Annotated in this window: 24 protein-coding genes and 3 tRNA genes; 14 read left to right on the top strand and 13 right to left on the bottom strand. The window is 54.9% G+C overall.

Going from position 1 to position 23,768, the window contains the following annotated elements; all coding sequences use genetic code 11:
* Window positions 1-93: 93 nt before the first annotated feature.
* From A6U95_RS07760 to A6U95_RS07750, 3 genes are all read right to left on the bottom strand, one after another.
* Window positions 94-169 (bottom strand) — tRNA-Gly (locus tag A6U95_RS07760).
* Between the two features lie 55 nt (window positions 170-224).
* A tRNA-Gly gene (locus tag A6U95_RS07755) sits at window positions 225-300 on the bottom strand.
* Between the two features lie 64 nt (window positions 301-364).
* A tRNA-Gly gene (locus A6U95_RS07750) sits at window positions 365-440 on the bottom strand.
* A 136-nt stretch (window positions 441-576) separates the two neighbouring features.
* Between A6U95_RS07750 and A6U95_RS07745 the strand changes: the two genes are divergently transcribed.
* The gene (locus A6U95_RS07745; protein WP_065684075.1) at window positions 577-918 is read left to right on the top strand and encodes a hypothetical protein; all 342 of its coding nucleotides are present in this window, start codon (window positions 577-579) and stop codon (window positions 916-918) included.
* A gap of 64 nt (window positions 919-982) precedes the next feature.
* Here A6U95_RS07745 and orn read toward each other — a convergent pair whose 3' ends face one another.
* Complete coding sequence (orn, locus tag A6U95_RS07740) at window positions 983-1,528, bottom strand: oligoribonuclease (protein WP_065684074.1); 546 nt, start codon at window positions 1,526-1,528, stop codon at window positions 983-985.
* A gap of 162 nt (window positions 1,529-1,690) precedes the next feature.
* Here orn and rsgA point away from each other — a divergent pair, with 162 nt between their 5' ends.
* The 3 genes from rsgA (at window position 1,691) to mscM (ending at window position 7,056) form a co-directional block, all read left to right on the top strand.
* Complete coding sequence (gene rsgA / locus A6U95_RS07735; protein ID WP_065684073.1) at window positions 1,691-2,740, top strand: small ribosomal subunit biogenesis GTPase RsgA; 1,050 nt, start codon at window positions 1,691-1,693, stop codon at window positions 2,738-2,740.
* 64 nt (window positions 2,741-2,804) lie between these two features.
* The gene (gene asd / locus A6U95_RS07730; RefSeq protein ID WP_065684072.1) at window positions 2,805-3,698 is read left to right on the top strand and encodes an archaetidylserine decarboxylase; all 894 of its coding nucleotides are present in this window, start codon (window positions 2,805-2,807) and stop codon (window positions 3,696-3,698) included.
* A 4-nt stretch (window positions 3,699-3,702) separates the two neighbouring features.
* Window positions 3,703-7,056, top strand: coding sequence for a miniconductance mechanosensitive channel MscM (mscM, locus tag A6U95_RS07725; protein ID WP_065684071.1), 3,354 nt, complete (start codon window positions 3,703-3,705; stop codon window positions 7,054-7,056).
* A 50-nt stretch (window positions 7,057-7,106) separates the two neighbouring features.
* On the opposite strand, the gene epmA is transcribed toward mscM, so the two are convergent.
* Window positions 7,107-8,084 (bottom strand): elongation factor P--(R)-beta-lysine ligase, encoded by a 978-nt coding sequence (gene epmA, locus A6U95_RS07720; protein ID WP_065684070.1) that lies wholly within the window; start codon window positions 8,082-8,084, stop codon window positions 7,107-7,109.
* A 403-nt stretch (window positions 8,085-8,487) separates the two neighbouring features.
* On the opposite strand from epmA, the gene frdA reads away from it, so the two are divergent.
* From frdA to blc, 5 genes are all read left to right on the top strand, one after another.
* Window positions 8,488-10,290 (top strand): fumarate reductase (quinol) flavoprotein subunit, encoded by a 1,803-nt coding sequence (gene frdA, locus A6U95_RS07715; protein WP_024484775.1) that lies wholly within the window; start codon window positions 8,488-8,490, stop codon window positions 10,288-10,290.
* Window positions 10,283-11,017, top strand: coding sequence for a succinate dehydrogenase/fumarate reductase iron-sulfur subunit (locus tag A6U95_RS07710; RefSeq protein ID WP_024484774.1), 735 nt, complete (start codon window positions 10,283-10,285; stop codon window positions 11,015-11,017). Before frdA ends, A6U95_RS07710 begins: the two co-directional genes overlap by 8 nt.
* 16 nt (window positions 11,018-11,033) lie before the next feature.
* A complete protein-coding gene (frdC, locus tag A6U95_RS07705) occupies window positions 11,034-11,426 on the top strand; it encodes a fumarate reductase subunit FrdC (RefSeq protein WP_065684069.1) in 393 nt (130 codons plus the stop codon).
* A gap of 12 nt (window positions 11,427-11,438) precedes the next feature.
* Entirely contained in the window at window positions 11,439-11,798 is a 360-nt protein-coding gene (frdD, locus tag A6U95_RS07700; protein WP_021182103.1) for a fumarate reductase subunit FrdD, read from the top strand.
* Window positions 11,799-11,892: 94 nt separating this feature from the next.
* Window positions 11,893-12,426: an outer membrane lipoprotein Blc gene (blc, locus tag A6U95_RS07695; protein WP_065684068.1), complete on the top strand. Its 534-nt coding sequence runs from the start codon at window positions 11,893-11,895 to the stop codon at window positions 12,424-12,426.
* Here the strand turns inward: blc and sugE are convergent.
* The 4 genes from sugE to efp form a co-directional block, all read right to left on the bottom strand.
* Window positions 12,420-12,737, bottom strand: coding sequence for a quaternary ammonium compound efflux SMR transporter SugE (gene sugE / locus A6U95_RS07690; protein ID WP_021182101.1), 318 nt, complete (start codon window positions 12,735-12,737; stop codon window positions 12,420-12,422). The genes blc and sugE overlap by 7 nt on opposite strands.
* A gap of 170 nt (window positions 12,738-12,907) precedes the next feature.
* Window positions 12,908-13,039 carry an entericidin A/B family lipoprotein gene (locus A6U95_RS07685; protein WP_021807577.1) on the bottom strand — a complete coding sequence of 44 codons (132 nt, stop codon included), beginning with the start codon at window positions 13,037-13,039 and terminating at the stop codon, window positions 12,908-12,910.
* A 120-nt stretch (window positions 13,040-13,159) separates the two neighbouring features.
* On the bottom strand, window positions 13,160-13,291 hold the full coding sequence (locus tag A6U95_RS07680; protein WP_021182099.1) for an entericidin A/B family lipoprotein: 132 nt from the start codon (window positions 13,289-13,291) through the stop codon (window positions 13,160-13,162).
* Between the two features lie 69 nt (window positions 13,292-13,360).
* On the bottom strand, window positions 13,361-13,927 hold the full coding sequence (gene efp / locus A6U95_RS07675; protein ID WP_024484772.1) for an elongation factor P: 567 nt from the start codon (window positions 13,925-13,927) through the stop codon (window positions 13,361-13,363).
* A gap of 42 nt (window positions 13,928-13,969) precedes the next feature.
* Here efp and epmB point away from each other — a divergent pair, with 42 nt between their 5' ends.
* Window positions 13,970-14,998: an EF-P beta-lysylation protein EpmB gene (gene epmB / locus A6U95_RS07670; RefSeq protein ID WP_024530203.1), complete on the top strand. Its 1,029-nt coding sequence runs from the start codon at window positions 13,970-13,972 to the stop codon at window positions 14,996-14,998.
* A 74-nt stretch (window positions 14,999-15,072) separates the two neighbouring features.
* On the opposite strand, the gene A6U95_RS07665 is transcribed toward epmB, so the two are convergent.
* The 4 genes from A6U95_RS07665 to A6U95_RS07650 form a co-directional block, all read right to left on the bottom strand.
* Window positions 15,073-15,417, bottom strand: a complete 345-nt coding sequence (locus A6U95_RS07665) for a DUF4156 domain-containing protein (protein WP_024484770.1) — start codon at window positions 15,415-15,417, stop codon at window positions 15,073-15,075.
* Between the two features lie 303 nt (window positions 15,418-15,720).
* Entirely contained in the window at window positions 15,721-17,367 is a 1,647-nt protein-coding gene (groL, locus tag A6U95_RS07660) for a chaperonin GroEL (protein WP_024484769.1), read from the bottom strand.
* 48 nt (window positions 17,368-17,415) lie between these two features.
* The gene (locus tag A6U95_RS07655) at window positions 17,416-17,709 is read right to left on the bottom strand and encodes a co-chaperone GroES (protein ID WP_004952634.1); all 294 of its coding nucleotides are present in this window, start codon (window positions 17,707-17,709) and stop codon (window positions 17,416-17,418) included.
* A gap of 196 nt (window positions 17,710-17,905) precedes the next feature.
* Window positions 17,906-18,397 carry an FxsA family protein gene (locus A6U95_RS07650; RefSeq protein ID WP_024484768.1) on the bottom strand — a complete coding sequence of 164 codons (492 nt, stop codon included), beginning with the start codon at window positions 18,395-18,397 and terminating at the stop codon, window positions 17,906-17,908.
* A 351-nt stretch (window positions 18,398-18,748) separates the two neighbouring features.
* Here A6U95_RS07650 and aspA point away from each other — a divergent pair, with 351 nt between their 5' ends.
* From aspA to A6U95_RS07630, 4 genes are all read left to right on the top strand, one after another.
* Window positions 18,749-20,185 carry an aspartate ammonia-lyase gene (gene aspA / locus A6U95_RS07645; RefSeq protein ID WP_021807586.1) on the top strand — a complete coding sequence of 479 codons (1,437 nt, stop codon included), beginning with the start codon at window positions 18,749-18,751 and terminating at the stop codon, window positions 20,183-20,185.
* Window positions 20,186-20,307: 122 nt separating this feature from the next.
* Window positions 20,308-21,609, top strand: coding sequence for an anaerobic C4-dicarboxylate transporter (locus tag A6U95_RS07640; RefSeq protein WP_024484767.1), 1,302 nt, complete (start codon window positions 20,308-20,310; stop codon window positions 21,607-21,609).
* 126 nt (window positions 21,610-21,735) lie between these two features.
* Window positions 21,736-22,059, top strand: a complete 324-nt coding sequence (gene cutA / locus A6U95_RS07635) for a divalent cation tolerance protein CutA (protein ID WP_065684067.1) — start codon at window positions 21,736-21,738, stop codon at window positions 22,057-22,059.
* On the top strand, window positions 22,035-23,750 hold the full coding sequence (locus A6U95_RS07630) for a protein-disulfide reductase DsbD (RefSeq protein ID WP_065684066.1): 1,716 nt from the start codon (window positions 22,035-22,037) through the stop codon (window positions 23,748-23,750). The genes cutA and A6U95_RS07630 overlap by 25 nt, the downstream gene beginning before the upstream one ends.
* Window positions 23,751-23,768: the final 18 nt, after the last annotated feature.

Genomic DNA, 23,768 nt, shown 5'->3' with positions numbered 1-23,768 from the left:
TAACTCTGTTCACAACATATTTTCGGAGTATGTATAACTGAAAGAAAGTCACACCGGAAGCGGCGTAGGATTGAATCTAACTGGAGATAAATTTGGAGCGGGAAACGAGACTCGAACTCGCGACCCCGACCTTGGCAAGGTCGTGCTCTACCAACTGAGCTATTCCCGCATTGATATGCTTGAAGCATCCGGCCAACAATCAACAGCATGGCCTTTGAAATTTTTGGAGCGGGAAACGAGACTCGAACTCGCGACCCCGACCTTGGCAAGGTCGTGCTCTACCAACTGAGCTATTCCCGCGTCGCATGGGTGTTACTTTAACTACTTTTTCTTCATCATGCTACATCAGCAGCATTTTTGAAGTTGGAGCGGGAAACGAGACTCGAACTCGCGACCCCGACCTTGGCAAGGTCGTGCTCTACCAACTGAGCTATTCCCGCCCGGCGTAACGATGGTGTAATAGAACGAAATTCTTCATCGGTACGGGGTGCGCATTATACGAGAAATCCTTTTCGCCGCAAGCCCCTGAAAGCAAAAAAACGCGAATTTTGTTTGATTGCTGCTTTAAGCACCTAAATGGTGAATTTTCATGCCGGGATAGGCAAAAACCTGTTTTGCGGGGCTTTCATCCTGCTGTCCACGGCCCCTTACCTGCACTCAGACTTTGTCATTGATATTGATTTCCAGCATATCGCGCTGATTCAACTGTTACAGGGGTTGGGGCTGACACTGTTTATCATGTCGATAAACGCTATCTTGCTATCCGCTCTCAGGCGGGACGAGATTGTGGCAGGCTCATGGCTGGCCGCACAGATCGCCTTCAATGATATTTCATATGCGTTGGCTGGCGTGTTTCTGCTAGCCATCGTGCTGGTTTGGTTTGCCAAACCGCCCTTCGTCCCTAAAGCCAAACCCTAGAACCCCGCAATAGAAAAGGGGGCGTGGATTAATCCTCCGCCCCCTTTTATGTACTTGATCCCGACTACAGCTGAATAAAATGCTCGCGGTAGTACGCCAGTTCCGCAACGGATTCGCGGATATCATCCAACGCCTGATGGGTGCCCTGCTTCTTGAAGCCTGGCAGGATCTCCGGTTTCCAGCGGCGCGCCAACTCTTTGAGGGTGCTGACATCCAGATAACGGTAATGGAAGTAGGCCTCCAGCAGCGGCATATAGCGGAACAGGAAACGGCGATCCTGGCCAACGCTGTTGCCACAGATTGGTGATTTACCCGCTGGCACCCACGCTTGCAGGAAAGCGATAGTGGCCAGCTCGGCTGCACGATCGTCATGCTGGCTGGCTTTAACGCGCTCCACCAGCCCACTGCCGGTATGCGTGCGCACATTCCAGTCATCCATCCGCGCCAGTTGCTCATCTGATTGATGCACTGCGATCACCGGTCCTTCGGCAAGGATATTCAAATTGGCATCGGTCACCAACGTCGCGATCTCGATAATACGATCGCGTTCAGGGTCCAACCCGGTCATCTCCAGATCGATCCAAATCAGGTTGTTTTCGTTTCCTGTCATGATTTTTCCTGCGTAAAAGCCGAAAGATAAATAAACCACGGGCAAACCCGCGGCTAATGCCAGCGTGCGTGGCGGTCAAGAACGGTTATTTAATATAAAATAGCGTGTATCATAGCCTTTTTGCTCGCCCCGAGCGATAAATGCCGATTCAAGTGAGGCTCAGTGAGTAAGAACAAACTGTCCAAAGGTCAAGAACGCCGCGTACAGGCCAACCATCAGCGTCGCCTGAAGCGTACTGACAACAAGCCGGAGCTGGATGATTCCCAATTGGGCGAACCGCAGGACGGGATCGTCATCAGCCGCTTTGGCATGCATGCAGATGTGGAAGCCGCAGACGGCGTCCAGCATCGCTGCAACATTCGCCGCACCCTACGTTCGCTGGTTACCGGCGATCGCGTGGTCTGGCGCCCTGGTGTAGGCACTCATGCGGGGGTCAAAGGCATCGTAGAAGCGGTGCATGAACGAACCTCGGTGCTGAACCGCCCTGATTTCTACGACGGCGTTAAACCCATCGCCGCCAATATCGATCAGATCGTCATCGTGTCGGCCATTTTGCCCGAACTTTCACTCAATATGATCGATCGCTACCTGGTCGCCTGCGAAACGCTGCAAGTCGAGCCTCTGATCGTGCTCAACAAGATCGACCTGCTGGACGCCGAAGCGCGTAAGGTGGTCGACGGAATGATGGACATCTATCGCCATATTGGCTATCGCGTTCTCGAAGTGTCCAGCCAGACCCGCGAAGGGATGGAAGCCTTTGAACAGGCACTGGTCGACCGTATCAGCATCTTTGCCGGGCAGTCCGGCGTGGGCAAATCCAGCCTGTTGAACGCTCTGCTGCCGCAGACGGAAAAGCAAATTCTGGTAAATCAGGTTTCCGACGTCTCCGGCCTGGGGCAACATACCACCACGGCGGCACGGTTGTATCACTTCCAACATGGCGGTGATGTTATCGACTCCCCTGGCGTGCGTGAATTTGGTCTGTGGCATCTGGAGCCAGAGCAAGTCACCCAGGCCTATGTCGAATTCCGCGACTATTTAGGCGGTTGTAAATTCCGCGACTGCCGCCACGACCCCGATCCGGGCTGCGCCATTCGCGCCGCGATGGAAAGTGGCGCTATAGCCAAAGAGCGTTTCGACAACTATCACCGCATCCTGGAAAGCATGGCGCAGGTTAAAACCCGCAAAAACTTCTCGGACGCAGATAACTGATCCACAGTGCGGGGGTGGCGCTAATCGCCATCCCCGCCCTTATATCCCCTTTCAAGAGGTTAATGTGCTGGATAGCATCAAGATAAAATTACAGTATTGGCTGCCAAAGCTGGCGTTAACCCGCCTGGCGGGCTGGGGCGCAGATAAAAAGGCCGGCTGGCTGACGAAGCTGGTGGTAAAAGCGTTTGCCCGCTATTACCGCGTGCAGATGCAGGAAGCACAGAACCCGGATTTAGCCTCCTATGCCACATTCAATGAATTCTTCGTTCGTCCATTACGTGATGGCGCACGCCCGATCGTAGCAGAGCCTCACGTGCTGGCACTGCCGGCAGATGGTGCCATCAGCCAGCTCGGTGCGATCCGCGACGATCAGATTTTCCAGGCCAAAGGCCATAATTACACGCTGGAAGCCCTGCTGGCTGGCAACTATCTGTTAGCGGAGCCTTTCCGTAACGGCCTGTTCGCCACCACCTATCTGGCCCCAAGCGACTATCACCGTGTCCATATGCCTTGTGACGGCGTACTGCGCGAAATGATCTACGTACCGGGCGATCTGTTCTCGGTTAACCCGCTGACAGCCGCCAACGTGCCGAATCTGTTTGCGCGCAATGAGCGTGTGATCTGCGTATTCGATACCGCCTTTGGGCCGATGGTGCAGATCCTGGTCGGTGCGACTATTGTGGGCAGCATCGAAACCGTCTGGGCCGGTACCGTCACGCCACCCCGCGAAGGCATCATCCGCCGCTGGACCTATCCAGCCGAAGGCATGGAAGGCGCGATCCACCTGGTTAAAGGTGAAGAGATGGGCCGTTTCAAACTCGGTTCCACGGTCATCAACCTGTTCACACCTGGCAGCGTGCAGTTCGCTCCGCACCTGAACAACGGCACCATAACCCGGATGGGCCAGGCTTTTGCTGAAGCCGCAGCCGCGCCAGACGCCACCTTCGAAGGGAATTGATGCTGTGCGCCTGATTATCGCTTTATTGCTCAGCCTGCTACTGATCCAGCCGGTTCTCGCCGCCGCGATCCCCAACGAGTCCCAGTTACGGCAAGAACTGAAACTGGCCGAGGGCAATAAAAACGCGCCTAATCAGGCGGAAACGGTTGAGGCGCTGCAAAGCGCCATCAACTGGCTCACCGAACGCAAAGAGTCGCAGAACAATTCCCAGCAGTATCAACGGGTGATCGACGATTTCCCGAAGATGACGCAGGAACTGCGCCGCCAGCTCACCCTCGAAGAAGCCAAAATCCTGCCCAACGGCGAAAACCTGCCCGCCAGCGATCTGGAACAGTTAATTCTGCAAACCAGCAGCCAACTGCTGGAACAGGCCCGCCTGTTGCAACAGGAGCAGGACCGGACACGCGAGATCAGCGACTCTCTCAGCCAACTGCCACAGCAACAAACCGAAGCCCGGCGAGCGTTAACGGAAGTTCAGCGCCGCCTACAGGCTCAGGGCAATAACCAAACCACGCCATTGGCACTGGCGCAGCTTGCTCTGTTACAGGCAGAGGCAGCGGCACGTAAAGCGAAAGTGGATGAGCTGGACCTGGCTCAACTCTCGGCCAATAACCGGCAGGAACTGGCGCGGATGCGTGCCGATGTCTACAAAACGCGGCATGAAAAAATTGATGTCCAGTTACAGGCGCTACGTAACAACCTCAACAGCCAACGCCAGCGAGAAGCGGAACGGGCACTGGAAAAAACCGAGCAATTGGCCGAACAGAATGGCGATTTACCCGCCAGCCTGCGCAAGCAGCTGCAAATCAACCGTGAACTTTCTGCTGCGCTGAACGATCAGGCGCAACAGATGGATCTGATCTCTTCCCAACAGCGCCAGGCCGCCGCACAAACGCTGCAGGTACGCCAGGCGTTGAGCACCATCATTGAGCAGTCCCAATGGTTGAGCGCCTCTACTGCGCTGGGGGAAACCCTGCGCGCCCAGGTCGCCATCTTGCCAGAAATGCCAAAACCCCGGCAGTTGGACAGCGCCATGGCCGATCTGCGCGTTCAACGCCTGAATTTTGAAAACCAACTGGAAAGCCTGCCACAGCGAGCCAAAGAGTTTAAACAAGATGACGGCAGCCCCCTGACCAGCGCCCAGCAGCGTATCGTCGATGCCCAGCTACGCACCCAGCGTGATCTGTTGAACTCGCTGCTGTCCGGCTGCGATACCCAGATCCTTGAGCTGACCAAGCTGAAGGTGGCCAACACCCAGTTGGTCGATGCGCTGAACGAAATTCAGGATGCAGCGCACCGTTATCTGTTCTGGGTGCCAGACGTCAGCCCTATCACCCTGTCATACCCGCTCAATGTGGCACAGGATCTGACCCGTGTACTGTCACTGGATACCCTGACGCAGCTCAGCGGTGCCTTCGTGATGATGGTCACTAGCCGGGAAACCTTGATCCCGCTGTTTGGTGCGGTGCTGTTGGTGATTTTCAGCATCAGTTCGCGTAAGCATTACCATGCGTTCCTGGCACGGGCCAGCAGCAGAGTAGGTAAGGTCACGCAAGATGAATTCCTGCTGACGTTGCGTACCGTATTTTGGTCGATCCTGGTGGCCTTGCCGCTGCCGGTATTGTGGGCAGCGCTGGGCTTCGGCTTGCAAAATGCCTGGCCATATCCGGTTGCTGTCGCCATCGGTGAGGGCGTCACCGCCACGCTGCCAGTGCTGTGGATCTGTATGATCAGCGCCGCCTTCGCCCATCCGCAAGGGTTGTTCATCGTGCATTTCCGCTGGCCGGTGAAACAGGTTTCCCGCGCCATGCGTTATTACCAGATGTCGATCTGGCTGATCGTGCCGTTGATTATGGCGCTGATCACCTTCGACAATCTCAACGATCGCGAATTCGCCAATACCCTTGGCCGCCTGTGCTTCATTCTGCTCTGTCTGGCGCTGGCGCTGGTCACCAACAGCTTGAAGCGGGCCGGTATTCCACTGTATCTGGATAACAAAGGCTCCGGCGAAAACCTGATTAATACCGCGTTGTGGGGGCTGTTGCTTTCCGCACCGCTGATTGCCGCTCTGGCTTCCACCGTCGGCTATCTGACCACCGCACAGAAACTGCTGGCACGCCTGGAGACCTCGGTTGCCATCTGGTTCCTGCTGTTGGTGATTTACCACATTATCCGCCGCTGGATGCTGATCCAACGCCGCCGCATCGCCTTTGACCGTGCCAAACAGCGCCGTGCCGATATCCTGGCGCAGCGTGCCAAAGGCGAAGAAGAATCTTCACATACCCCTAACAGCATCGAAGGTGCGATTGAGGTGGATGAGACGGAAATCGATCTGGATGCCATCAGCGCCCAGTCGCTGAGGTTGGTGCGTTCGATCCTGACGATGGTGGCGCTGGTCTCGGTGATCGTCCTGTGGTCAGAGATCCATTCGGCCTTCGGCTTCCTGGAAAATATCAAGCTCTGGGATGTCAACTCCACGGTGAATGGCATTGATATCGCTCAGCCAATCACCTTGGGGGCGCTGCTGATCGCCATCCTGGTGCTGATCGTCACCATGCAGCTAGTGCGTAACCTGCCAGCATTACTCGAGTTGGCGGTGTTGCAGCACCTGGATCTGACGCCCGGCACCGGCTACGCCATTACCACCATAACCAAATACCTGTTACTGCTGTTCGGGGCGATCCTCAGCTTTTCCTGGATCGGTATCGAGTGGTCGAAACTGCAATGGGTGGTCACCGCGCTCAGCGTGGGCTTGGGCTTTGGTATGCAGGAGATCTTCTCCAACTTTATTTCAGGCCTGATCATTCTGTTTGAAAAACCGATCCGCATCGGCGATACGGTGACAATCCGTAACCTGACGGGCACCGTCACCAAGATCAATACCCGTGCCACTACTATTTCAGACTGGGATCGCAAAGAGATTATCGTGCCTAACAAGGCCTTTATCACCGAACAGTTTATCAACTGGTCGCTATCGGACACGCTGACCCGTGTGGTACTGACCGTCCCGGCACCGGCAGAAGCGAATACGGAAGAAGTGACCAAGATCCTGATCAACTCGGCCGAACGTTGCTCACTGGTGCTGGATAACCCAACACCGGAAGCCTATCTGGTCGATCTGCAACAGGGTATTCAGATCTTCGAACTGCGCATCTACGCCGCCGAAATGGGCCACCGTATGCCGTTACGCCATGAGATCCATCAGTTGATCCTGGCGGGTTACCGTGAACACGGCATCACGCTGCCATACCCACCGTTCCAGGTTCGCACCGAAACGCTGTCGCGCATGACCAGTAATGGCCGCACGCCGCCTTCAACCCCACCGCGCAACACGCGCCGCGAGTCGGGCGGGCTATAAAAGCAAAAAGGGTTCGGCAAGCCGAACCCTTTTTCATGGAGGCGAAAACGTTATGCCCGGCTGACCGGAAACGCGATCACTTCGCTCAGGCTTTCGGCTCCCAACGCCAGCATCACCAAACGATCGACGCCCAATGCCACGCCAGCACACTCCGGCATACCATGCTTCAAGGCATCCAGCAGGTTGTTATCAATCGGGTGCTCCGGCAAGCCACGCGCCACACGTTTACGATTGTCCTGCGTGAAGCGCTGGCGTTGCTCATCGCCATCGGTCAACTCGCGGAAACCATTCGCTAGCTCAAGGCCTTTGAAATAAACCTCGAACCGCTCTGCGACACGGTGATCTTCGGTGCTGATCTCTGCCAACGAGGCCTGTGATGCCGGGAAGTGGTAAACGAATGCCGGTTTATCACGACCAATATGGGGTTCTACACCCACGGTAAACAGCAGTTGCAGCAAGGTATCGCGGTCTTCTTCCGTATCGGCAATATTGCTCAGATCGAGCTTGGCCGCAGCCTCGCGCAGCTGCGCCTTCTCCGCCGACAGCGGATCGAGATCCAGATGGCGCAGGAACGCCTGCTGATAGGACAGGGTTTCGGCACTGTCGCAATCCAGTACCTGTTGCAGCAGATCGTCCACCTCGTTCATCAGGCGATACATATCATAGTGCGGGCGATACCATTCCAGCATGGTGAATTCAGGGTTGTGATGCCGCCCCGCTTCTTCATTACGGAAGCTGCGCCCCATCTGATAGATCGGGCCGCTCCCTGCCGCCAGCAGGCGCTTCATGTGGTATTCCGGGCTGGTCATCATGTACAGCGTCAGGCCATCTGCCGCGCCCGGGCCGACGAAACGCGTCTGGAAAGGGACCAGGTGGATGTCGGTGACTGTCGCCTGGCTCATCGCCGGGGTCTCAACCTCCAATACGCCACGATCGGCAAAGAAACGCCGGATCTCAGCCAGTATCGCTGCGCGTTTCAACAAATTGGCGATGGGTGCACTTGGCTGCCAGCTTGCCGTTTCGCTCATGGTAATTACTCCGAAATCAAACAGGGGGTGCAGTCTACTCGCATCCTCTCATGCAAACAAATTCTTGGCTATTGTGTGCGCTGGTCTACATTAAAATCATAAAAAACATATAAGCCATATAAACCACCGACAATCCTACTAATCAAAGATAAAGGCGAGGCAACACCTTATTTTTGCAGGAATGCCTCTTGCGTAACGCTTAAAAGGCAAAACAATCGATCACATCAAATTTCTACTACTTAACTTTAGGTATAGTGATAACCCTATATTCGGTAGCAGTTATCTATCCTTAGTGTTTAGTTTAAAAAGTCACTGAATTTAGCTTAGCACCCGAAGCACCTTTATAAATATTAAGCATAGATTAATTAAATTGTCGTTTTAACGAGAACATTGGAGGAGTGCAGTGCAAACCTTTAACGCCGACCTAGCCATCATTGGTGCCGGGGGAGCTGGTTTACGGGCCGCTATAGCCGCCGCGGAAGCCAATCCCCAACTGAAAATCGCGCTGATATCTAAAGTATATCCAATGCGTAGCCACACGGTAGCCGCCGAGGGGGGCTCCGCCGCAGTCACTCAGGATCACGACAGCTACGACTATCACTTCCAGGACACCGTAGCCGGTGGCGATTGGCTGTGTGAGCAGGATGTGGTCGATCACTTTGTTCACAGCTGCCCACGTGAAATGGCCCAGTTGGAGCAATGGGGTTGCCCATGGAGCCGTAAGCCAGACGGTTCGGTCAACGTGCGCCGCTTTGGTGGCATGAAGATTGAACGTACCTGGTTTGCCGCCGATAAAACCGGCTTCCACATGCTGCACACCCTGTTCCAGACTTCGCTGAAGTACCCGCAAATCCAACGTTTCGATGAGCACTTCGTGCTGGACGTGCTGGTGGATGATGGCCAGGCGCGCGGCGTGGTTGCCATGAACATGATGGAAGGTACCCGCGTGCAGATCCGTGCCAACGCGGTCATCATGGCCACCGGCGGTGCAGGCCGTGTTTATCGCTATAACACCAACGGCGGCATCGTCACCGGCGACGGTATGGGGATGGCGTTCCACCACGGCGTACCACTGCGCGACATGGAGTTTGTGCAATATCACCCAACCGGCCTGCCAGGCTCAGGCATCCTGATGACCGAAGGCTGCCGCGGTGAAGGCGGTATTCTGGTTAACAAAGACGGCTACCGCTACCTGCAAGACTACGGTATGGGCCCGGAAACCCCGCTGGGCGAGCCAAGAAACAAATATATGGAGCTGGGCCCGCGTGACAAAGTGTCGCAGGCTTTCTGGCATGAATGGCGTGCTGGCCGCACCATCGCCACCCCGCGCGGCGACGTGGTCTATCTGGATCTGCGCCACCTGGGCGAGAAGAAGCTGCTGGAGCGTCTGCCGTTCATCTGTGAACTGTCGAAAGCTTACGTGGGGGTCGATCCCGTTAAGGATCCAATCCCGGTCCGCCCAACCGCGCACTACACCATGGGCGGTATCGAAACCGACCAGAACTGTGAAACCCGCATTAAAGGCCTGTTCGCCGTCGGCGAATGTTCCTCGGTTGGCCTGCACGGCGCGAACCGCCTGGGTTCCAACTCGCTGGCTGAGCTGGTGGTGTTTGGGCGTGTGGCAGGTGAACACGCAGCCCGCCGCGCGCTGGAAAGTGGCCCGGCCAACGGCAGCGCTTTGGAAGCACAAGGCCGCGACGTGGAAACCCGCCTCAGCAACCTGATGAAGCAGGAAGGTAGCGAGAACTGGTCGAAAATCCGCGATGAAATGGGTCTGTCGATGGAAGAAGGCTGTGGTATCTACCGTACGCCGGAGCTGATGCAGAAAACCATCGATAAGCTGGCGGAGCTGAAAGAGCGCTTCAAGCGCGTCAAGATTACCGACAACTCCAGCGTGTTCAACACCGATCTGCTGTACACCATCGAGCTGGGCTATGGCCTGGACGTTGCCGAATGTATGGCGCACTCGGCCTTCAACCGTAAAGAATCGCGCGGCGCACACCAGCGTCTCGACGAAGGTTGCACCGAGCGTGACGACGTGAACTTCCTGAAACATACGCTGGCGTTCCATAACCCGAACGGTGCACCACGCCTGGAGTACAGCGACGTGAAAATTACCAAACTGCCACCGGCCAAGCGTGTTTATGGCGCCGCAGCCGAAGCGCAGGACAAAGAGAGAAAGGATAAGGAGCAGGCGAATGGCTGAGCTGAAAACCCTGAAAATCGAGGTCATGCGCTATAACCCGGAACGCGACGCCGAGCCGCATTTCGAGACCTTCAGCGTGCCTTACGATGAGCAGACTTCGCTGCTGGATGCACTGGGTTATATCAAAGATAACCTGGCGCCAGACCTGTCCTACCGCTGGTCGTGCCGTATGGCCATCTGTGGCTCTTGCGGCATGATGGTCAACCGCGTGCCTAAGCTGGCCTGTAAAACCTTCCTGCGTGAATATACCGATGGCATGAAGGTTGAGGCGTTGGGCAACTTCCCGATCGAGCGCGATCTGGTGGTGGATATGACCCACTTTATCGAGAGCCTGGAAGCGATTAAGCCGTACATCATCGGCAACGATCGCAAACCGGAAGATGGCCCGAACGTGCAGACCCCGGCGCAAATGGCGAAGTATCACCAATTCTCCGGCTGCATCAACTGTGGCCTGTGCTATGCCGCTTGCCCACAGTTCGGCCTGAATCAGGAGTTCATCGGCCCGGCGGCGATTACGCTGGCGCACCGTTACAACCTGGATAACCGCGACCACGGCAAGAAACAGCGTATGCCGCTGCTTAACGGCCAGAACGGTGTCTGGTCCTGTACGTTTGTTGGCTACTGCTCTGAAGTCTGTCCAAAACACGTCGACCCGGCCGCTGCGATCCAGCAGGGCAAGGTAGAGAGTGCCAAAGACTTCATGATCGCAATGCTGAAACCGCAATAAGGGAGGGGAGACAGCAATGACAACACAACGTAAGCCCTATGTGCGTACCATGACGCCAACCTGGTGGCAAAAGCTGGGTTTCTACCGTTTCTATATGCTGCGTGAAGGCACTTCCGTGCTGGCGGTGTGGTTCAGCATCGTGCTGATCGACGGCGTCTTTGCCCTGAAGGGCGGCCCTGAAAGCTGGGCCGGGTTTGTCGGCTTCCTGCAAAACCCGCTGGTGTTGCTGATTAACATCATCGCCCTGCTGGCCGCAGCGCTGCATACCAAAACCTGGTTCGATCTGGCACCGAAAGCCGCCAACATCGTAGTCAACAGCGAGAAAATGGGGCCGGAGCCAATCGTTAAGGCGCTGTGGGCAGTGACGATCGTCGTCACCGTGATCATTCTCGCCGTAGCGTTACTGTAATCCGGAGGAAACATGATAAATCAATCACCTAAGCGCTCTGACGAGCCGGTTTTCTGGGGATTATTTGGCGCTGGCGGTATGTGGGGAGCGATCGTTGCTCCGGCTATCGTGCTGCTGGTCGGCATCCTGCTGCCACTCGGCCTGTTCCCCGGCGAAGCTTTAGGTTATGAGCGCGTCCTGGCATTTTGCCAAAGCTGGATCGGCCGCTTGTTCCTGCTGCTGATGATTATTTTGCCATTGTGGTGCGGGCTTCACCGTATCCACCATGCCATGCACGATCTGAAAATCCACGTGCCTGCTGGCAAATGGGTATTCTACGGCTTGGCAGCTATCCTGAGCGTCGTTACCCTGATCGGGGTCGTCACGCTGTAAAACCTCTGGCGGCCAACTCCCGTTGGCCGCCTATTCCGCAATCCCCCCCTGTCGACTACACTGTCTATCTGATACCGGTAAACAGGAGTCACTCATGCGTTTTTGGTCAAAACTTTGCGTCATATTATCTGCCCTCGTTTCCGTTGCCTGCAGCGTGACACCCCCGAAAGACGTCAAGGTTATAGATAACTTCGATAGCAAACGCTATCTGGGCACCTGGTATGAAATCGCGCGTCTGGATCATCGCTTTGAAAGAGGCCTGGAGCAGGTTACAGCCAATTATAGCCCGCGCACAGACGGCGGTCTGAAGGTGATTAACCGGGGTTTCGATAGCAAAAAACAGCAGTGGCAGGAGAGCGAAGGCAAGGCGTACTTTATCGGCTCGCCGCAGACGGCCTCGCTGAAAGTCTCATTCTTCGGGCCTTTCTATGGCGGCTATAACGTCATCGAACTCGATCCGGAATACCGTTATGCGCTGGTTTGTGGCCCAAACCGCGACTATCTGTGGATATTGTCGCGCACGCCGACGTTGGACGCCGCCACGCGCGACAGACTGGTGCAGATTGCCAAGGGCTACGGCTTTGATACCGAAGCGTTAATCTGGGTCAATCAGCAGCCCACTCATTGACTGCTGAATTTTAGCCCCAGGATCCCGGCCACGATCAGGCACAGGCTGAGAATACGCATGATGTTGGTCGACTCACCGAGCAGCACCATGCCCATTACCGCCGCGCCCACCGCCCCAATCCCGGTCCACACGGCGTAAGCCGTGCCCGCAGGCAACGTTTTCATGGCGTGTGCCAGCAACACCATGCTCACCACCATCGCGGCGACGGTAATCAAACTGGGGGTCAAACGGGTAAAACCGTGGGTGTATTTCAGGCCAATAGCCCAGACGACCTCTAACAGGCCCGCAAAAAGCAAAATGATCCATGCCATGACACTGGCTCCAGAACTGATGGGGTCGTCCCCAGACAACAGAAGCGCAGGCGGGTCGTCCCACTTGGCTGATTGAAGACGTGGATTATAGCAAACAAGAGAATTAAATGGGTATTCCACGGAAGGGAAAATCAAGCGCTGCCGTGGAATACCGTTGAACCCAAAGGAATTTACTGTGCGCTACGCTGGATCGCCTGACCACCAGCTTCAACATCTTTGCCCACACCTTCGGTAGTATTACAGCCCACCAGCGATGACAGGATCAACAAGGAAAAAATGGCGAAAATAGTTTTCTTCAGCATAAGATTACCCTTATTCGTTATTAGTGAAAAAGTGTAGCTCTCTAAGCGTAGTAAAAATCAGGAGGGTTGCCGGAATAAACGGATTTTTCTGTATTATCCGATTAATGGCGCTAATTGATTTCAGCCAGCGCTGCGGGAAATCGCGCCGCCGAGGTGCTGAACGTCTTCACCAAAACCACGGAAGGTATTACAGCCGCTGAGAGACATCAGCAACAACAGAGAGACCACGGCCAACAGCGTTTTCTTCATCATGCGGTTCTGCCAACGTGTGACGGGAAGGGATAACACAGAGGAACCACGGGGGTTCCTCTGTGCTGAAACTTATTTAACGCGGGAGACGTATTCGCCAGAGCGGGTGTCAACCTTGATCACTTCGCCAATCTGCACGAACAATGGCACTTTAACCACTGCGCCAGTGCTCAGGGTAGCTGGCTTGCCGCCGGTACCTGCAGTGTCGCCTTTCAGGCCTGGATCGGTATCAGTGATTTCTGCTTCGATAAAGTTCGGTGGCAGCACAGCGATAGGACGGCCATCCCACAGGGTGACGATACATTCCGCGTTGTCCTGCAGCCATTTAGCCACGTCAGAAACGGTTTTCTCTTCAACCTGATGCTGTTCAAAAGTCTCAGGGTGCATGAAATGGTAGAACTCACCGTCGTTGTACAGGTAGTTCATGTTGGTATCTACCACGTCCGCGCCTTCGCAGGAGTCGGTAGACTTAAAGGTTTTCTCAACGCGGGTGCCGGTCAGCAGGCGACGCATTTTTACACGCGCAAAAGCCTGGCCTTTACCTGGTTTGACGAACTCGCTGGATTCGACAGCGTAAGGTTCGCCTTCGAACATGATTTTAAGACCCGGACGGAAATCGTTGCTAGAATAAGTCGCCATGATGGCCCTCTGAAAATTTAAACTGGTAGCTTAGCCAAAAAAATGGCACACATTATAACCCAAAACACGGCGCATAGAGAAGATTGGTTGCATCAACTCGCCGATGTTATTACCGACCCCGATGAATTACTGCAGCTTCTGTCACTAAATACGCACCCGGAACTGCCACAGGGGCGCGATGCACGCCGCCTGTTTGCGCTACGCGTGCCGCGAGCCTTTGCCGCGCGTATGCAACCTGGTGATGCCAATGACCCGCTACTGCGCCAGGTACTCACCGCCAGCGCAGAATTCATCGATGCCCCAGGCTTCACGACCGATCCGCTGGATGAACAGCGCAGCGTGGTGCCGGGGTTGCTGCACAAGTATCGCAACCGTGCCCTGCTGTTGGTAAAAGGCGGCTGTGCGGTTAACTGCCGCTACTGTTTCCGCCGTCATTTCCCCTATCAGGAGAACCAGGGCAACAAGGCAAACTGGCTTCAAGCGTTGGAGTATATCCGGCAACACCCGGAACTGGATGAAATTATTTTCTCCGGGGGCGATCCGCTGATGGCCAAAGACCATGAACTGGATTGGCTGATCGGGGAACTGGAGGCCATCCCACATCTCAAACGCCTGCGTATTCATACCCGCTTGCCAGTGGTGATCCCCGCCCGCATCACCGCTACGCTATGCCAGCGCTTCTCGGCATCGCGCCTGCAGGTGCTAATGGTTACCCATATCAATCATGCCAACGAGATTGACCCACCGCTGCGCGCCAGTATGGCACAGTTGCGTAGCGCCGGAGTGACGCTGCTGAACCAAAGCGTGCTGCTACGAGGGATCAATGATAACGCGGATACGCTGGCAACGCTGAGTAACGCCCTGTTTGATGCGGGGATCCTGCCCTATTACCTCCACGTGTTGGATAAGGTGCAGGGTGCGGCCCACTTTATGGTCAGCGATGACGAGGCCCGTGCGATCGTGAAAAGTTTGCTGAGCAAGGTTTCCGGCTATCTGGTACCACGCCTGACCCGTGAAGTCGGCGGCGAACCCAGCAAAACGCCGTTGGATCTGCGCCTCACGCAAAGCTGAGAGGCCGACATGAATGCAAAAAGAGGAATGCCTTGGCATTCCTCTTTTGTTTTATACGGGTGCTTATGCCAGCGTTACGGGCACTTATACACCTGGCCGATCATTTTGCTGTCCAGTGGTGCAAAACTTGAAAGCAGGTTCTGGCTTGGGCTAGTAGCACCGTAAATCACGTTGCCGCCCATTGCCGCTGCCTTGTTGCGCAGATCATTGGCCGCGCCACGCATGGAACTGCCCTCACCACCACTCCCCGACAGCCAGTTGCTTTGAGTGCCGGTGACTTCGCCTACCAACTGACATTCTGCGGCAGGCTTGGTGTCGGTAAATTTGACCTGTTGACCTGCGGCGGTCAGTTCATTGGTGCTGCTGCACCCTGCCAGCAGCAGCGCTGCCGATAGACCCAGTAAGGCTTTAATCCGCATCTTGTTCCCCATATGATGTTGAGAATTACGCAAAAGCTTATCAGAAAGCGTTGCCATCTCTTAAGCATCCGTTGCCAGCGGCCACTGGTGCCTGGTCAACGTCTTGAGCGACAGCTGATGAACTATCAGTTTACACGCTTAATAGATACGGTCTGCAAAAATATCATCAAATTCAGCACTGACGCATCAGTAGCCGCTGACGATGAAAAACACGGGCGCAACAATCAGCCCCACACAGAAGAAAGGAATAAAAAAACCCGGCCGAAGCCGGGTTTTGTGGTTAGCTCACAGAGGTGAGGGGAATTACATCATTCCGCCCATACCACCCATGCCGCCCATACCACCAGCGCCACCCATGTCTAACTTGTCTTCTTTCGGCAAGTCAGTGATCATGCACTCGGTGGTGATCATCAGGCCAGCTACAGAGGCCGCGTACTGCAGAGCAGAACGGGTCACTTTAGTTGGATCCAGGATACCCATCGCGATCATGTCGCCGTATTCTTCGGTGTAAGCGTTGTAGCCGAAGCTGCCTTCGCCTGCTTTCACCTTGTTAGCAATCACAGAAGCTTCTTCACCGGCGTTGATCACGATCTGACGCAGTGGAGATTCCATCGCACGCAGGGCAACTTTGATACCCACGTTCTGGTCTTCGTTATCGCCTTTCAGGCCAGAAATTTTGTCTGCTACACGGATCAGCGCTACGCCACCGCCAGCAACCACGCCTTCTTCTACCGCAGCACGGGTAGCGTGCAGGGCATCTTCAACGCGGGCTTTCTTCTCTTTCATTTCAACTTCAGTTGCGGCGCCAACTTTGATAACGGCAACGCCGCCAGCCAGTTTAGCAACACGCTCTTGCAGTTTTTCACGATCGTAATCAGAGGTCGCTTCTTCGATCTGCTGACGGATCTGGGAAACGCGGCCCTGAATGGTGGTTTCGTCGCCCACGCCATCGATGATGATGGTGGTGTCTTTGTTGATCACGATGCGTTTTGCCTGACCCAGATCTTCCAGGGTAGCTTTTTCCAGCTCCAGACCGATCTCTTCAGAGATCACGGTACCGGCAGTCAGGGTAGCGATGTCTTGCAGCATGGCTTTACGACGGTCGCCGAAGCCAGGTGCTTTAACCGCAGCCACTTTCACGATGCCACGCATGGTGTTAACCACCAGGGTCGCCAACGCTTCGCCTTCAACATCTTCAGCAATGATCAGCAGTGGTTTGCCCGCTTTCGCAACGGCTTCCAGCACTGGCAGCATTTCACGGATGTTGGAGATTTTCTTGTCAGCCAGCAGGATGAACGGGCTTTCCAGCTCGATAGAACCGGTTTCTGGCTTGTTGATGAAGTACGGAGACAGGTAGCCGCGATCGAACTGCATACCTTCAACCACGTCCAGCTCGTCTTGCAGACCGGTGCCTTCTTCAACGGTGATCACGCCTTCTTTGCCCACTTTCTCCATCGCTTCTGCAATCAGTTTACCCACGGTTTCGTCGGAGTTTGCAGAGATGGTGCCTACCTGAGCGATAGCTTTAGAGTCAGAGCAAGGTACGGATAATTTTTTAAGCTCTTCAACCGCAGCGATAACCGCTTTGTCGATACCGCGCTTCAGGTCCATCGGGTTCATGCCAGCAGCCACAGCTTTCAGGCCTTCGGTGATGATGGATTGAGCCAGTACGGTTGCAGTGGTGGTACCGTCGCCCGCAGCGTCGTTCGCTTTAGAGGCAACTTCTTTCACCATTTGTGCACCCATGTTCTCGAACTTGTCTTCCAGTTCGATTTCACGAGCAACAGATACGCCATCTTTAGTGATGGTAGGAGCGCCGAAGGATTTATCCAGCACTACGTTGCGGCCTTTCGGGCCCAGAGTCACTTTTACTGCATCAGCGAGAACATTCACACCGCGGAGCATCTTCACGCGAGCATCATTGCCGAATTTTACATCTTTAGCTGCCATTGGTATTTCCCTTCAACTCGTTCAGTTCAGAAGATTTATAAAGCGCTATTACGCTTCAACAATTGCCAGAATGTCGCTTTCGGACATGATCAACACTTCTTCATTGTCGATCTTCTCTGCTTTCACGCCGTAACCGTCGTTGAAAATCACGATGTCGCCTACTTTCACATCCAGCGGCTGGATGTTGCCGCTTTCCAGAACACGTCCTTTACCAACGGCTACCACTTCACCACGAGTAGATTTACCCGCTGCAGAGCCAGTCAGAACGATGCCGCCAGCAGATTTTGATTCAACTTCTTTGCGCTTGACGATAACGCGGTCATGCAATGGACGAATACTCATTGAACGCTCTCCTGTAAGAAGGTTTCTATCAGATTTAGGGTTGTCCGCCGGATTATTGATACCGGCTCCGTGGGATTTGAAATGGGGGCGTTCCATCCCCCTTCAAGGGGCAGCAGCAAAAAAATTTTCGATTTGATGGCCTACGGTGAACGCCACTAGCAAAAACGCGGCCGATTGGCCGCGTTTGGGGGAATTATCAGCGATCGTCACGCTTGTCGCGATCGTCAGGTTGATGATCCAAGGTGTAGCGGTCGTCTTGCTTGCGCTGGAATTCACCGTCGAAGGTATTGCCATTGGCAGCCCCGCCGTTCTGACCCCAACCGCCTGGGCGATAAACGGCGAGATGCGGCATCAACTTCAGCGTCAGCGATTTCTGCACCGGCGGCAACAACAGCAACAGGCCAAGGAAATCGGTGAAGAAGCCCGGTATCACCAGCAGGAACCCCGCCAGTACCAGTGAAACGCTTTTCACCATCTCCGCTGCCGGGCTTTCGCCCGCCGCCAGCTTCTGTTGCATCTGCACAAAGGTCTTCATGCCCTGATTACGCACCAGGGAAACGCCGACGCAGGAGGTAAACACCACCAGCAGCAGCGTCATTGCCACACCGAACACGGCGGCAACTTTGATAAACAAGGATATCTCTATGTAAGCCAGTAGAAATATCAGCAGTAACGGTAACCAGCGCACCTGGTTCTCTCCTCTAGGTAGAGTCGGCGTACCCGCCCGATGGCGCATACGTGATAAATGGGGCCACTAATCGGCCAACCTTCATACAATGGGGGCTTCCCGCCGCCATTTCAACCGGGCGATCTTTTTTATTCTCTTTGCCGCAAACGTGAAGCCCTTCACAGAAACCAAAAGCTGTCATTTGCTGAAGCACCATATAGTGATCTACGTTCATTCATTTATTACCAACCAGCATATGATCTGGGTAGCGACAATAGCTGCGGTCAATACTTCCGCAGTAGACCCGCTCGGCAACATTATTTTGTTATCCTGCACATAATTATATTCGGCAGCAACATAGAGAAGGTTCTCATGTCAAACAACATTCGTATCGAAGAAGACCTATTAGGAACACGTGAAGTCCCAGCAGAAGCCTACTACGGTGTTCATACTCTGCGTGCGATTGAAAACTTCTATATCAGCAACAGTAAAATCAGCGACGTTCCTGAGTTTGTACGCGGCATGGTGATGGTAAAAAAAGCCGCCGCCATGGCAAACAAAGAGCTGCAAACCATCCCACGTAAAATTGCCGACGTCATCATCCAGGCATGTGATGAAGTACTGGATAAAGGCAAATGCATGGACCAATTCCCGGTGGATGTGTTCCAGGGCGGTGCTGGCACCTCGCTGAACATGAACACCAACGAAGTACTGGCAAACATCGGCTTGGAGCTGATGGGCCACCAGAAGGGTGAATACCAATACCTGAACCCTAACGATCACCTCAACAAGTGTCAGTCTACCAACGACGCTTACCCAACCGGGTTCCGCATCGCGGTTTACGCCTCCAACCAGAAACTGATCGATGCTATCAACCAACTGCGTGAAGGGTTTGACCGTAAAGCCAAAGAGTTCGAAACCATCCTGAAAATGGGTCGTACCCAGTTGCAGGACGCGGTGCCAATGACCCTGGGCCAGGAATTCCATGCCTTCAGCGTGTTGCTGAATGAAGAAACCCGTAACCTGCACCGTACCGCAGAGTTGCTGCTGGAAGTGAACCTTGGCGCAACGGCGATCGGTACCGCGCTGAATACCCCGGAAGGTTACCAACACCTGGCTGTTAAGAAACTGGCGGAAGTCAGTGGCCTGCCGGTGGTACCTGCCGAAGACCTGATCGAGGCCACCTCCGACTGTGGTGCCTACGTAATGGTGCACAGTGCGCACAAGCGCCTGGCGGTCAAACTGTCCAAGATCTGTAACGACCTGCGTCTGCTGTCTTCCGGCCCACGCGCTGGCCTGAACGAAATCAACCTGCCTGAACTGCAGGCCGGTTCTTCAATCATGCCAGCCAAAGTGAACCCGGTGATCCCAGAAGTGGTTAACCAGGTTTGCTTTAAGGTGATCGGCAACGACACTTGCGTTACCATGGCCGCCGAAGCAGGCCAGCTGCAGTTGAACGTGATGGAGCCAGTGATTGGCCAGGCGATGTTTGAATCGATTCACATTCTGACCAACGCCTGCTATAACCTGCTGGAAAAATGCATTAACGGTATTACCGCCAACAAAGAAGTGTGCGAGTACTACGTATTTAACTCTATCGGTATCGTCACCTATCTGAACCCGTTCATTGGCCACCACAACGGTGACATTGTCGGCAAGATCTGTGCTGAAACCGGCAAGAGCGTACGTGAAGTCGTGCTGGAACGCGGTTTACTGACCGAAGCTGAGCTGGATGACATCTTCTCCGTAGAGAACCTGATGCACCCGGCATATAAGGCGAAACGCTATACAGATGAAAATGAACAATAATAGACTCATCCGGTAGCCTGAAAGGCACGCTAATCCTCTGGATAGCGTGCCTTTTTTCTTTCTAACAATACAAAGTTGCAACCTTTGGTTTTCATAAAAATCCATTTTAAGGGGTAAACACTATGCTAGTAGTAGAATTGGTGATCGTTCTACTGGCCATCTTTTTGGGGGCCAGACTGGGCGGTATCGGAATAGGCTTTGCAGGCGGTCTTGGGGTATTGGTGCTGGCGATGATCGGCGTTAAGCCAGGCAGCATTCCCTTCGACGTTATTTCAATCATTATGGCGGTTATCGCCGCTATCGCCGCCATGCAGGTCGCTGGCGGGATGGACTATCTGGTGCAGCAAACCGAGAAGCTGCTGCGCAAAAATCCAAAATACATCACTATTCTGGCCCCAATCGTCACCTATTTCCTGACCATCTTCGCCGGTACCGGTAATATCTCCCTCTCGGCCCTGCCGGTGATTGCAGAAGTGGCCAAAGAGCAAGGCATCAAACCTTGCCGTCCACTGTCTACTGCCGTAGTTTCTGCGCAGATTGCCATTACCGCTTCGCCTATCTCGGCAGCTGTGGTGTACATGTCTTCCGTTATGGAAGGCCATGGTGTGAGTTATCTGCATTTGCTGATGGTGGTGATCCCTTCCACTTTCCTGGCCGTGATACTGATGTCGCTGCTGGTCACTTGGTTGTTTGACTCCAAGCTGTCTGACGATCCTGTGTATCAAAAGCGCTTCGAAGAAGGTCTGGTTGCCCTGCGTGGTGAGAACGTAATCGTGATCAAACCACGTGCGAAAACCTCCGTGCTGCTGTTCCTGGCTGGCGTACTGAGCGTAGTGGCTTATGCCATCATCAACAGCCCAAGCATGGGTCTGGTGACGACGCCGCTGATGAACACCACCAATGCCATCTTGATCATCATGTTGAGCGTGGCCACCCTGACCACCATCCTGTGCCGCATCGAAACCGACCTGATTTTGAACTCCAGCACCTTTAAGGCCGGGATGAGCGCCTGTATCTGTATCCTGGGCGTGGCCTGGTTGGGTGACACCTTTGTGCAGGCCAACCTCGACTGGATCAAAGAGACTGCGGGTACCGTGATCCAATCCCATCCTTGGTTACTGGCGGTGATCTTCTTCTTCTGTTCGGCGCTGCTGTACTCTCAGGCCGCCACTGCCAAGGCGTTGATGCCGATGGCGCTGGCCCTGAACGTCACCCCGCTGACGGCGATCGCTTCCTTTGCTGCCGTTTCTGGCCTGTTCATTCTGCCAACCTACCCTACCCTGGTGGCGGCGGTACAGATGGACGATACCGGAACGACACGCATCGGGCGCTTCGTGTTTAACCACCCGTTCCTGATCCCTGGCACCTTGGGCGTGGCGTTTGCCGTCATCTTCGGCTTCCTGATTGGCAGCGTTATTCTGTGATCCTCAAGCGGGGCTTCGGCCCCGCTTTCTGCTCCTCATTCCTCTGCTGCTGATAATCTAACCTTCTAGCCAACACCGCTTCAGGGTATAGTGCCCTGTTACCAAACCTGGTTGAGAGGGCCGAAGATGTCTGATTGCGAAGCTATCGTCATACTCTGTACCGCACCCGATGAAGCCACAGCGCAAGAGCTGGCGGCACGCGTCCTGGGGGAGAAACTGGCGGCCTGCACCACGCTGCTGCCTGGGGCAACATCGCTGTATTACTGGGAAGGGAAACTGCAACAGGAATACGAAGTGCAGATGCTGTTTAAAAGCGATCGCCAGCATCAACAAGCGCTACTCACCTACCTGAAACAACATCACCCGTACCAGACACCCGAACTGTTGGTACTGCCGGTGATGGCTGGAGATAAAGATTACCTGTCATGGATCAACGCCTCATTAAACTGATATTGCTGCTGTGCAGCCTGTTCTTCCTGCCCGCTGCGGCTCAGGCTTCACTGTTCGGCCAAAACGCGGGCAACCAGTTCGTCCCCGTCGATCAGGCATTTGCCTTTGATTTTAAACAACAGGGCCCCCAACTGACGCTAAGCTGGCAAATCCGCCCTGGTTATTACCTGTACCGCCAGCAAATCAAGCTGGTGCCACAGCAGGCAACGCTAGGCCAGTTCGAGCTGCCCGCCGGGCTGAAGCATAAAGATGAATTCTTTGGTGAAGTGGCGATATTCAAGGAGCCATTGACCCTGAGCATTCCCCTGTTGCAGGCGGGTGACAATGCCAGCCTGAGCGTCACCTATCAAGGGTGTGCTGAGGCCGGTTTCTGCTATCCACCGGAAACCCGCGTGATCCCACTGAGTGCAGTGCCGCTTGCCGCAGAGCCCGCAGTACCGGTCACCGTAGCACCAGCAGAAACAGCACCAGCCAATCTGCCCTTCTCCCCTCTGTGGGCCTTGTTGATTGGTATCGGTATTGCGTTTACTCCTTGCGTGTTGCCGATGTATCCGCTGATTTCCGGTATTATTCTGGGCCGTGAGCGGCCACACAGCAGCGGACGCATTCTGGTGCTGGCCGTGGTATATGTGCAAGGCATGGCGCTGACCTATACCCTGCTCGGCCTGGTGGTTGCCGCCGCCGGGTTGCAGTTCCAGGCCGCGCTGCAACACCCTTACGTGCTGATCGGTCTGTCGGTGCTGTTTGTCGCCCTGGCTCTGTCCATGTTCGGCTGCTACTCCTTGCAGCTCCCCTCTTCACTGCAAACGCGGCTGGCCAACTGGAGCAACACCCAGCAGGGTGGCTCGCTGGTGGGCGTGTTTGTGATGGGCGCTCTGGCAGGCCTGATCTGCTCTCCATGCACCACCGCCCCGCTCAGCGCCATCCTGTTGTACATCGCCCAAAGCGGTAATATGTGGGCCGGTGGCGGCACGTTGTATCTGTATGCATTGGGGATGGGTATCCCGCTGGTGATCGTGACGCTCTTCGGCAACCGCCTGCTGCCACGCAGCGGCCCGTGGATGCAGTACGTCAAAGAAGCCTTTGGCTTTGTGATCCTTGCGCTGCCTGTATTCCTGCTTGAACGGGTGATCGGCGACGTCTGGGGGCTGCGCCTGTGGAGCCTGCTCGGCCTGGCATTCTTCGGCTGGGCATTCGTCCTGAGCCTGAAATCATCCCGTGGCTGGACGCGAGCCATCCAAGTGCTGCTGTTAGCGGCGCTGGTGATTTCGGCGCGCCCATTGCAAGACTGGGCATTCGGCAACACGGCCTCTGAACAGGCGGTCCAACCACATCTGAACTTCACCCGTATCAGTAACGTTGAGCAGCTTAACCAGGCGCTGCAACAGGCGCAGGGCAAGCCGGTAATGCTGGATCTGTATGCGGACTGGTGTGTCGCCTGTAAAGAGTTTGAGAAGTACACCTTCAGCGATCCGGCGGTGCAGGCCCAACTGGCCGATACGGTGTTGCTGCAGGCCGACGTAACGGCCAACAATGTCGAGCAGGCAGCCTTGCTCAAGCACTTGCAGGTGCTTGGCTTGCCGACCATTTTGTTCTTTGACCGAGATGGCAAAGAGTTACCCGCAGCTCGCGTGACGGGCTTTATGAACGCAGAAGCCTTCGACGCACATTTGCAGAAAACCACTCGGTAAACGACACTGAGTTTCAGA

Source organism: Serratia sp. 14-2641 (assembly GCF_001692375.1).
In the GTDB taxonomy this organism is placed as follows: Bacteria; Pseudomonadota; Gammaproteobacteria; order Enterobacterales; family Enterobacteriaceae; genus Chania; species Chania fonticola_C.
The sequence above is the reverse complement of the archived record's forward strand: the minus strand, read 5'-3'. Positions and strand labels throughout refer to the sequence as shown.

What these genes read in the sequence shown, in the direction of transcription:
- epmB (WP_024530203.1), top strand. Translation starts at nt 13,970, where the DNA reads ATGGCACACATTATAACCCAAAACACGGCGCATAGAGAAGATTGGTTG.
- A6U95_RS07640 (WP_024484767.1), top strand. Translation starts at nt 20,308, where the DNA reads ATGCTAGTAGTAGAATTGGTGATCGTTCTACTGGCCATCTTTTTGGGG.
- sugE (WP_021182101.1), bottom strand. Translation starts at nt 12,737, where the DNA reads ATGGCATGGATCATTTTGCTTTTTGCGGGCCTGTTAGAGGTCGTCTGG.
- aspA (WP_021807586.1), top strand. Translation starts at nt 18,749, where the DNA reads ATGTCAAACAACATTCGTATCGAAGAAGACCTATTAGGAACACGTGAA.
- A6U95_RS07630 (WP_065684066.1), top strand. Translation starts at nt 22,035, where the DNA reads ATGGATCAACGCCTCATTAAACTGATATTGCTGCTGTGCAGCCTGTTC.
- orn (WP_065684074.1), bottom strand. Translation starts at nt 1,528, where the DNA reads ATGACAGGAAACGAAAACAACCTGATTTGGATCGATCTGGAGATGACC.
- frdD (WP_021182103.1), top strand. Translation starts at nt 11,439, where the DNA reads ATGATAAATCAATCACCTAAGCGCTCTGACGAGCCGGTTTTCTGGGGA.
- A6U95_RS07665 (WP_024484770.1), bottom strand. Translation starts at nt 15,417, where the DNA reads ATGCGGATTAAAGCCTTACTGGGTCTATCGGCAGCGCTGCTGCTGGCA.
- A6U95_RS07745 (WP_065684075.1), top strand. Translation starts at nt 577, where the DNA reads ATGGTGAATTTTCATGCCGGGATAGGCAAAAACCTGTTTTGCGGGGCT.
- efp (WP_024484772.1), bottom strand. Translation starts at nt 13,927, where the DNA reads ATGGCGACTTATTCTAGCAACGATTTCCGTCCGGGTCTTAAAATCATG.
- A6U95_RS07655 (WP_004952634.1), bottom strand. Translation starts at nt 17,709, where the DNA reads ATGAGTATTCGTCCATTGCATGACCGCGTTATCGTCAAGCGCAAAGAA.
- epmA (WP_065684070.1), bottom strand. Translation starts at nt 8,084, where the DNA reads ATGAGCGAAACGGCAAGCTGGCAGCCAAGTGCACCCATCGCCAATTTG.
- A6U95_RS07680 (WP_021182099.1), bottom strand. Translation starts at nt 13,291, where the DNA reads ATGATGAAGAAAACGCTGTTGGCCGTGGTCTCTCTGTTGTTGCTGATG.
- frdC (WP_065684069.1), top strand. Translation starts at nt 11,034, where the DNA reads ATGACAACACAACGTAAGCCCTATGTGCGTACCATGACGCCAACCTGG.
- A6U95_RS07710 (WP_024484774.1), top strand. Translation starts at nt 10,283, where the DNA reads ATGGCTGAGCTGAAAACCCTGAAAATCGAGGTCATGCGCTATAACCCG.
- A6U95_RS07685 (WP_021807577.1), bottom strand. Translation starts at nt 13,039, where the DNA reads ATGCTGAAGAAAACTATTTTCGCCATTTTTTCCTTGTTGATCCTGTCA.
- blc (WP_065684068.1), top strand. Translation starts at nt 11,893, where the DNA reads ATGCGTTTTTGGTCAAAACTTTGCGTCATATTATCTGCCCTCGTTTCC.
- groL (WP_024484769.1), bottom strand. Translation starts at nt 17,367, where the DNA reads ATGGCAGCTAAAGATGTAAAATTCGGCAATGATGCTCGCGTGAAGATG.
- cutA (WP_065684067.1), top strand. Translation starts at nt 21,736, where the DNA reads ATGTCTGATTGCGAAGCTATCGTCATACTCTGTACCGCACCCGATGAA.